Here is a 9182-nt window from a genome sequence, read left to right on the forward strand (position 1 = left end):
ATCTTTTCATCTACTATGTGTGGGGCGGTTCCAGATGAAAATGGATAATCCCAGTATTGGCGTCGCGTTAAGTTTCCTTTCTCAAAAACAACCTGCTCTCCTGGTTTAACCTCGTAGACATTCTCAAATGCTGTGTTAGGAGAGACAGGTGCCCAATAGCTAAGTATTTGGTCTAAAGAGTTTAGGTTTAGTTTTGGTGCTGAAGGAAGTGTACACAGTATGGCTTTAACTTCTGATGCAAAAGCGAGTGATTGTGCTTGCTGGCTATAAAATAGTGGAGATATACAACTTCCCTGAACTGCGAGAAGTATTAATTGCTAAAGGCCACCAATTTTATACCCATACCGACACCGAAGTTATCGTTCACCTTTACGAAGAATATGGCCTGGATTTTGTTAACCACTTAAACGGCCAGTTCGCAATAGCACTTTGGGATAAAAAACAACAACGAGCCGTTCTAACTCGTGACCGGGTAGGTATATCTCCACTATTTTATAGCCAGCAAGCACAATCACTCGCTTTTGCATCAGAAGTTAAAGCCATACTGTGTACACTTCCTTCAGCACCAAAACTAAACCTAAACTCTTTAGACCAAATACTTAGCTATTGGGCACCTGTCTCTCCTAACACAGCATTTGAGAATGTCTACGAGGTTAAACCAGGAGAGCAGGTTGTTTTTGAGAAAGGAAACTTAACGCGACGCCAATACTGGGATTATCCATTTTCATCTGGAACCGCCCCACACATAGTAGATGAAAAGATTGCAGCGCAGAAGGTATCTGAACTTCTAGAAGAAGCCGTTCGCATTCGTTTAAGGGCTGACGTCCCCGTTGGAGCCTATCTTTCGGGCGGCTTAGATTCATCGATCCTGGTTTCACTCATCAAACACCTGGATCACGGAGACCTCAGCACCTTTTCACTCACTTTCGAAGATGCTGACCTGGATGAAAGCAAGCACCAAAAAACCATGGTCGAACACTTAAACACCAGTCACTTTTCAACACAGTGCAAGTACAGCAATATTGCGGATGACTTCTTGGACTGCATAAAGCACACTGAAAGCCCTATTGTACGTACAGCGCCCATCCCTATGGGTCGCTTATCAGCCCTGGCTCGACAGCAAAACTACAAGGTAGTACTAACAGGAGAAGGAGCGGACGAAATATTCGGTGGTTATGACCTTTTTAAAGAAGCCAAACTTAGAGAGTTCTGGTCACGCCAGCCTGACTCATCCTGGCGCCCTTTATTAATCAAGCGCTTATATCCTTATTTAGATATGTCTCGTGACCGAGCCGGCTCCTTCTTGAAAGCTTTTTTTGGTGGAGGTGTAGACCAACCGAACCATCCTCTTTTCTCACATTTGCCAAGGATCGCATCAACTTCAAAAGCAAAAATTTTCTATAGTGACGCCTTATCATCAGAATTAAATGTTAATGCAGAGGAGAGACTTATCGCCTCATTACCAGATCGGTTTGATTCATGGAAGCCGTTCAATAAATCCTTATACCTTGAGAGTAAAACCTTGATGGCAGGTTACTTGCTCAACTCTCAAGGGGATAGAATGTTAATGAAAAACTCAGTTGAAGGTCGCTTCCCCTTTCTTGATCACAATGTGATTGAGTTCGCCAGCCAATTGCACCCAAAACTCAAGATGAAAGCGTTCAACGAAAAGTACATTCTAAAAAAAGCGATGCAAAATCGTTTGCCAAATACTATTGTCCAGCGTTATAAACAGCCTTATAGAGCACCTAACATACCATCCTTTTTTAGTGACAGTACGCCCGAATACGTTGAAAGCTTACTAAGCGAGAATTCTTTGAAAGACAGCAATTACTTCAACCCAAACAAAGTGGCGCTACTATTGAAAAAAATCAAATCAGGTAAGGCAATTAGCCAAAAAGACAACACAGCGCTTGTATCCGTCTTATCAACCCAAGCCTGGCACCATCATTTTATTGATCAATTTGAGAGTAATTTCAAAAACCATCACTCTAATGATACCGAGTTACACAGAATCAGTTAGAATAAATAATCCTTACAATAATGTAACAACATCTTTTTATTTAAGATTTAGGAAACACTATGAGCAATGAAGCAACGCTAAGAACATTTATCCTTGAGAACTACATGTTCACAGACAATCAAGACGAACTCAAAAATGATGACTCTTTTTTGGATAAAGGCATTCTAGACTCCATGGGAATACTCGAAGTCATTGCACTGCTTGAGGATGATTTTAACATCACCGTTGAAGATGAAGAGATGGTTCCTGAAAACCTTGACTCAATCAACAACCTACTAGCTTATATTTCTAAGAAATCTGCATAGTATGACGATAGCAAGCATATTAAGTGCGCTGGCGAAGCATGCTCATTCTACTCCAGACCGGACTGCCGTAACATATAGTGTTAACGAAGCAAGGAATCTTAGCTATTACCAGCTAGCTTGCCTTGTTAACATCTATAGGAAGAAGATTAAATCATTGAATATTCCTAGCAACGACAAAGCTGTTATATGCCTGGAAAATTCCGCTGAATATATCGCTCTCCTTTATGCTTGCTGGTCTCTAGACATTACTGTTATTCCACTGCACAGCCAAAGTGCTGTTCGAGAAGTTCAACATATTCTGGATTTCTCTCAAGCGAAGTTAGCCATCACCAAAAATAATTTGGCAATAAACTTAGAAAACTCAGTTCAACACCTCAAGGTAGAGGCAAATGAATTTGAGCTATTATTAGACACGGAAGCAGCGAAACCCGACTTAGACCAGTGGGTAATCCCAGCTGTTGAGCACAACGCGCTAATCTTGTTTACCTCTGGCACCACAGGAGACCCTAAAGGTGTCATGCTTTCTCATAGTAACCTGCTTGCTAATACTCAATCAATTGTCCAATACCTGAGCTTAAGTGCGACCGACTGCACCTATTGCGTATTACCATTCACATACAGCTACGGCAACTCAGTATTACAAACTCATATTTATGCTGGGGCAAGTATTTGCTTAGGGCAGTCAATGCTCTACCCTAAACTCATTGCTGAAGACTTAAACAAAGCAAGCATTACGGGTTTTTCTGGTGTACCCTCAACATTTCAAATTCTTTTACATAAGACTAGCTTTGCCAAAATACATCCGCAACTTAGATATATTACCCAGGCAGGTGGAAGTATGAGTGTTACGACTACCAAAGAGTTACTAGAGGCACTACCTAACACCGATATTTACGTCATGTATGGACAAACTGAAGCGTCAGCAAGGCTCACCTACCTGCCGCCAGCCAGACTACTAGAAAAAGCCGGCTCAATCGGCATCCCAATACCTGATGTAGAGTTAGCGATTAGCGATGAAAGCGGCAAACTATTGGGGCCAAACGAGACAGGTGAACTTATTGCCAAGGGAGACAATATCATGCAAGGATATTTGAGCAACCCAACGGCTACGGAACAAACAATTACAGGTGACTGGCTACACACCGGCGATTTGGGCTACAGAGATATTGATGGTTTCTATTACATCAAAGGCCGCCAGAAACAAATGATTAAATCTGGCGCTAACCGTATTCACCCAGAAGAAATTGAAGAAGTTATCCTGGAGTGTGATGCTGTTAGCGAGGTTTCTGTCACTGGAATCAAAGACGAGCTGCTAGGCGAAGTCATCGCTGCTTTTGTAATTCTCAAACAGGGCTTTGGTGAAGACCCAAAACCGATCCGCTATCATTGCCGGAAAAATCTACCGCCTCACAAACAAGTTAAGGAAATTTTCTGGGTCAGTGAATTTCCTCGCACAAGTAGCGGAAAAATAAAACGTCACGAGCTAGCAAGCTTTGCCAATGCGCGCAAATAACTCATTTACGGAAAGAAGAGATCACTAATGAATAGCCAAGTTGAAAACCTACTTAAACAATACACCCAGTTAGACCATGCAGCTGAGGTAGAACGCATTGGGGGATTTATTAGAGACTCCTTACGAAAAACGCTACACCGTCGCGGCTTGGTCGTCGCAATATCTGGTGGAATAGACAGCTCAGTTAGTGCAGCTTTAGCTGTCAGTGCACTTGGCCCGAAAAAAGTATTTGGAATCTTAATGCCAGAAACAGATTCTTCTTCAACTAGCTTAGAGAGAGGTAGAGCTCTAGCCGAGCACCTCGGCATCGAGTATACAGTTCAAGATATTGCCCCAGCACTAGAAGCAATAGGTTGTTATGAATGGCGCGATCAAGCGATCAAAAAGACCTTCCCAGAGTATTGCGAAGGTTGGAAAAATAAAATAGTGATCGATGGAGGGGCTAAAGGACAAATTAACCACTTCAAACTTGTCGTTGAAGACCCGTCCGGCAAGCAGCAGCAAAAGCGTTTGGGTTTAAATGAGTACCTGACAATTGTAGCAGCAACAAACTTTAAGCAACGTATCCGTAAAAATATGGACTATTTCCATGCAGATCGGCTGAACTATGCTGTAGTGGGTACACCTAATCGAGTTGAATATGATCAAGGCTTCTTTGTCAAAGGTGGAGACGGTTTAGCAGACATCAAACCAATTGCTCACCTATATAAAACACAAGTATATGAATTAGCTCGTCACCTAGGGCTGCCTGAAGAAATCTGTAGTGCCACCCCCACTACCGACACCTACAGCCTAAGCCAGGGGCAGGACGAATTTTACTTCGCTCTTCCATATAACAAAATGGATGTAGCGCTGTGGTTCTATAACAACGAAAAGCCATCATCAGAGTTAGCAGAAGCATTAAACACGAGCACTGAACAAGCAGACTTTATTTACAATGATATTGAAAGCAAACGTAAAACAACTCAATATTTACACCTCCATGCACAGTTAATAGACAAGGTTGATTTGGGTTGGTAATGATGAGTGCTAAAAAAAGCCAAACGAAAAACAATCAACAAAAAGTTTTTGACAGGCTTGCCGTGCGTTTTAAGGATCGAATTCGTGAAACCGTTACAGACAATGAAACGGAAGGTGTCGACTCATTCCTTAAACAAGCTTTTGTAAATAGCCCTTTGCGACACTCCCCCGAGTACAACGATTGGCTATTTTCAAATAACATCAAAAACCCCCGATATATCGCTTGGGACGGGAATGATGTTGTCGGCACCCAGTATGGTTTAAAGTGTACGGTTAATTATGCCGATAAGGTTTACTCAGGGTGCTGTGCCATTGACCTCTCGGTCGATGAAAAATGGAGAATGAGAGGCCTAGGCGTTGCTTTGATCAAAAAGCTCATGGATCAACATGATTTCGTTATAGGCCTAGGGATATCTCAAGCTGCTCAAGCGATGTTTACAAGATTGAACTGGTACAATCTTGGAAATATAGCTTTCTATATTAAACCTCTTACAGCAAAAGGATTTTCTAGCACCCAACAAGGCCATGGGGTAAAAGGTACTATAATTTATCCAACAATAGCCTGGGGCGTTCGTTTTTTTACTCGACTAAAGCACTTAGTAAGAACTAGAAAAACGATAAAACCGATATCCCAAGTTGAGAATTATAAGAAGGATTTAGAATACCTATACAACAAGGAACATAATCTCAAAATACTCAACATTAGAAAGAATGCTGAGTATTTTGAGTGGCGCTACATTGAAACACCATCACAGCACCCTTACGACATTCACTTCCTATACGAAGGAGAAAACCTATCAAGCTACTTGGTTACAATGATTAGTGAGTGGCAAGGAAAACAGGTTCTAGCAATTTGTGACTACTTAGCTCCAGATTCAGACTACCCTGATCTAATCAAGCTAAGTGAAAAGTTAGCCTTAGAAAAAAATGTTGATGCAATCATGTATCAAGGCATCAACCTGGACATGGAACACGAATTGAAGAAGTCACTTTTTATAAAACGTCCTCATGGTGATCTATTTATGCTTCACTGTAAAGGTGAAGCCTGCAATCTAATGCAAGCACAGGATATAAAAAATTGGCGAATTACATTTGCAGACTCTGATATGGATTTCATGTTCTTCAAACCTTAGATAGTTTATGAATACCAGCTTATGGATACTAATCGTAGAGAATTCTTAAAACTAACCACTAGCGCCGGTGTAGGCCTTTCACTTGGCATTTCTCTCAATGGCTGTAATGAATGGAATACTGAAAGCCTAGCATTTTCACCAAAAGCTTGGCTAAGTATTCACACAGACAATCGAGTTGTCATTACCTTACCCAAAATCGAAATGGGGCAAGGAATCATTAATGCAATACCCGCAATCATAGCGGAAGAATTAGATTTAGAATGGTCAACTATAGAAATCAAGCTGGCTGACGCGGACACGAAGCATGCCCAACTTCGAACCAGTGGAAGTAGCTCAATCAAGTCACTATGGCTCCCTCTTCGAACTGGGGCTGCAGGTGTCAGGGGCATGCTACTACAAGCAGCAGCCCAAACTTGGGAGGTTGATCAACAAAGTTTAAGCACCAAAAATGGCCAAGTTATAAACCAGCAAACAGGAAAGCACATTAGTTATGGCGACTTGAGTAAGCTGGCCAGCACATTCCACCCCCCTAAAAATCCTGCTCTTAAAAAACCTAGTGAATTTAACTTTATAGGGAACAAAAACCCTAGCCTAAACGTTCACGACATCGTCAAGGGACAGGCACAATATGGTATCGATACTGAGCTGGAAAACTTGCACTATGCTGCAATTACTCACGCCCCCACATTTAAATCAACACTAGCGTCAGTCTCCACTACAAGGCAATTAAGCTCCGGTGTTAAAGGAATAGTAAAGCTAAATAACGCCGTTGCGGTTGTAGCTACGTCCTATTGGCTAGCGAAAAATGTCTTATCAACCTTAAATATTACATGGCACTCCGAAACAGATAATGACCTAAACCAAGCTCAGATAGAAAGAGACTTTATTGATGCCTTAAGTCACACTGGCAAGCTCGTAAAACAATTCGGCAACGCCTTCCCTTCAGGAGAAGGTATCAGTGCTGATTATCACAGCGCGTATCAAGCTCATGCTTGTATGGAGCCGATCAATTGTACCGCCCATATTCACGATGATGGCTGTGACGTATGGGCACCAACTCAACATCCAATGATGGCCCTTGGTGCAGCGAGAGAGGCATACCACACACAACTTGGTAAATGGAGTTCAAAAGTTCTTCGTAAACTTGGAATATCTGATAATGTTAGAGTTCATACCACTCTTTTAGGAGGAGGATTTGGTCGTCGACTGGAGCAGGACTTTGTTACCGAAGCTGTCATCATTGCAAAAGAGTTCAACTTTCCGGTTAAATTACTCTGGTCAAGAGAAGAGGATATACAAAATGATTTCTACCGACCTTATTCATCTCACCGTATAGAATCCCAAATAGACAAAGGGAAGATTACTCACTGGAGACACACAGCTTCTGGGGCGTCAGAGGGGAAAATAAGTGGTGGTGCCATTGACTTCCCATACGATATTCCCAATCGGTCACTCTATTTTCAAACGCTAGATCACGGTATCCCTATTGGTTCTTGGCGCTCCGTTGCCTATTCAAATCATGTTTTTGCAACTGAAAGCTTTATAGATGAAATAGCTCACTACGAAAACACAGACCCTTTTCTCTTTAGACAAAATTTACTTCGACACGATGACCGTTCAAAGAGGCTTTTAGAAAAGTTAAAAGAGGTAAGTAAATGGAACTGGCATCTTAGCAAAGGAGAATATATTGGCATCGCCTTTAATAGAGGGTTCGGAAGCTATATTGCATTAACAGTTCTGCTAAACAAGAACAAAGAAGGCATTACAATTACGGAAATCCACTGTGTCGTTGATTGCGGCACCGTTATCGACCCAGACTCAGTGACAGCTCAAATAGAAGGCGGAATTCTCTATGGATTAAATGCTTCGTTAGGTCATTCAATCACAATACAGAACAACCGCATTGAGCAACATAACTTTGATGATTACCCCCTGATTAAAATAAATGAAACACCAAAAATATACATTGAGGTAATTCCTAGCAATGTTGATCCTGGTGGAATTGGTGAAATAGCCGTGCCAATCATCGCACCAGCCATCGCTAACTCAGTTTATTCCGCTACAGGGGTAAGGCATAGAAGAACGCCGTTTAAACTTTAGTGACTAAAGAAGTATCAATAGATCGATATTAAAGGAAATTACCTTGAAATAGACTGCTTCAATCTCTAGCTTCCCACTCAGAAGTAAGTGACACTGCAATAATTATATAAACTCTAACACCCAAGGCAAAGAGGTCAGCTTGAATTTCATCGACACGGTCAAACAAAACTTTGACTCTATCCCCACGTCAATAGCGATTCAAGATAATCAAGTCTCGATAAGCTATGCTGAACTCGGGCAGCTTGTTGCAGGAATCAATTCCAGGCTCAAACAGTTGGAGCTAGAACAAGGTAGCTACGTTGGTCTATATTTCGAATCGAAACCCTTGGCGATAGCAAGTATGATCGCGTTGCTGGACTATGGCTGTGCCTACATTCCTCTTGACCCGATCTACCCCAACGATCGATTGGCATACATGCTGGAAAACGCGAATGCGAGCTTTGTGCTATGTGATAGGGTATGTGAATTTGCGCCGAAGTCGACCAAATCAATTAACTTTAGTCAAACATTCCCTACAGAAGAAACCTTAGAACAGGTCCTAGCAAATAAGTCCCAAGCATTTAAGAACTTTGGCATCGATAGCGCTCAACTAGAAGAATCGACTGCTGCCTATTTAATCTATACCTCGGGTTCAACAGGGCGCCCCAAAGGCGTCGCGATGCCCCATGGCCCTCTAAATAAGCTGATCGACTGGCAGAATGCTCATTACAACGAAAACTACGCCCCTAAGACCTTGCAATTTTCCTCGCTCAGTTTTGATGTATCTTTCCAGGAAATCTTTTCTAGCTTATCACTTGGCGCAACGCTATACACTCTTGACCCACTGATCAAACAAGACTTTAAGTCTCTTGCTGAATATATACTCGAACATCAAATCGAACGAATTTTCATGCCTTATGTCGCCTTGAAAAACCTGATGCAATGGTTTGTTCGACTAAACATCGTGCCGAAGTCCTTGAAAGAAGTTATCACCGCGGGCGAGCAGCTAATTATCACTGAGGATATTAGGTCTATCTTCGAACAGCTCCCTAAGACAAGCTTGTCAAATCAATACGGCCCTTCAGAGTCTCATGTGGTAAGCGAACTTA

7 protein-coding genes are annotated in these 9182 nt (G+C 42.0%); all 7 read left to right on the forward strand.

Annotation, left to right across the window (positions count from 1 at the left end):
* Positions 1-235: 235 nt before the first annotated feature.
* The gene (gene asnB / locus A3757_RS18575; RefSeq protein ID WP_068740066.1) at positions 236-2023 is read left to right on the forward strand and encodes an asparagine synthase (glutamine-hydrolyzing); all 1788 of its coding nucleotides are present in this window, start codon (positions 236-238) and stop codon (positions 2021-2023) included.
* A gap of 59 nt (positions 2024-2082) precedes the next feature.
* Entirely contained in the window at positions 2083-2328 is a 246-nt protein-coding gene (locus A3757_RS18580; RefSeq protein WP_068515291.1) for an acyl carrier protein, read from the forward strand.
* 1 nt (position 2329) lies between these two features.
* Positions 2330-3841, forward strand: coding sequence for a class I adenylate-forming enzyme family protein (locus A3757_RS18585; RefSeq protein WP_082865367.1), 1512 nt, complete (start codon positions 2330-2332; stop codon positions 3839-3841).
* Between the two features lie 27 nt (positions 3842-3868).
* On the forward strand, positions 3869-4861 hold the full coding sequence (nadE, locus tag A3757_RS18590; protein WP_068515293.1) for an NAD(+) synthase: 993 nt from the start codon (positions 3869-3871) through the stop codon (positions 4859-4861).
* Positions 4861-5994, forward strand: coding sequence for a GNAT family N-acetyltransferase (locus A3757_RS18595; protein ID WP_068515295.1), 1134 nt, complete (start codon positions 4861-4863; stop codon positions 5992-5994). Before nadE ends, A3757_RS18595 begins: the two co-directional genes overlap by 1 nt.
* Positions 5995-6015: 21 nt before the next feature.
* Positions 6016-8094: a molybdopterin cofactor-binding domain-containing protein gene (locus tag A3757_RS18600; RefSeq protein WP_068515303.1), complete on the forward strand. Its 2079-nt coding sequence runs from the start codon at positions 6016-6018 to the stop codon at positions 8092-8094.
* A 139-nt stretch (positions 8095-8233) separates the two neighbouring features.
* The coding region (locus tag A3757_RS18605) for an AMP-binding protein (protein WP_156506409.1) at positions 8234-9182 on the forward strand (949 nt) is incomplete at its 3' end.

It is taken from the genome of Oleiphilus sp. HI0117 (assembly GCF_001635235.1).

Excerpts from the sequence above, each read along its gene's own strand:
- asnB (WP_068740066.1), top strand. The coding sequence starts at position 236 with ATGCAAAAGCGAGTGATTGTGCTTGCTGGCTATAAAATAGTGGAGATA.
- A3757_RS18580 (WP_068515291.1), top strand. The coding sequence starts at position 2,083 with ATGAGCAATGAAGCAACGCTAAGAACATTTATCCTTGAGAACTACATG.
- A3757_RS18585 (WP_082865367.1), top strand. The coding sequence starts at position 2,330 with ATGACGATAGCAAGCATATTAAGTGCGCTGGCGAAGCATGCTCATTCT.
- nadE (WP_068515293.1), top strand. The coding sequence starts at position 3,869 with ATGAATAGCCAAGTTGAAAACCTACTTAAACAATACACCCAGTTAGAC.
- A3757_RS18595 (WP_068515295.1), top strand. The coding sequence starts at position 4,861 with ATGATGAGTGCTAAAAAAAGCCAAACGAAAAACAATCAACAAAAAGTT.
- A3757_RS18600 (WP_068515303.1), top strand. The coding sequence starts at position 6,016 with ATGGATACTAATCGTAGAGAATTCTTAAAACTAACCACTAGCGCCGGT.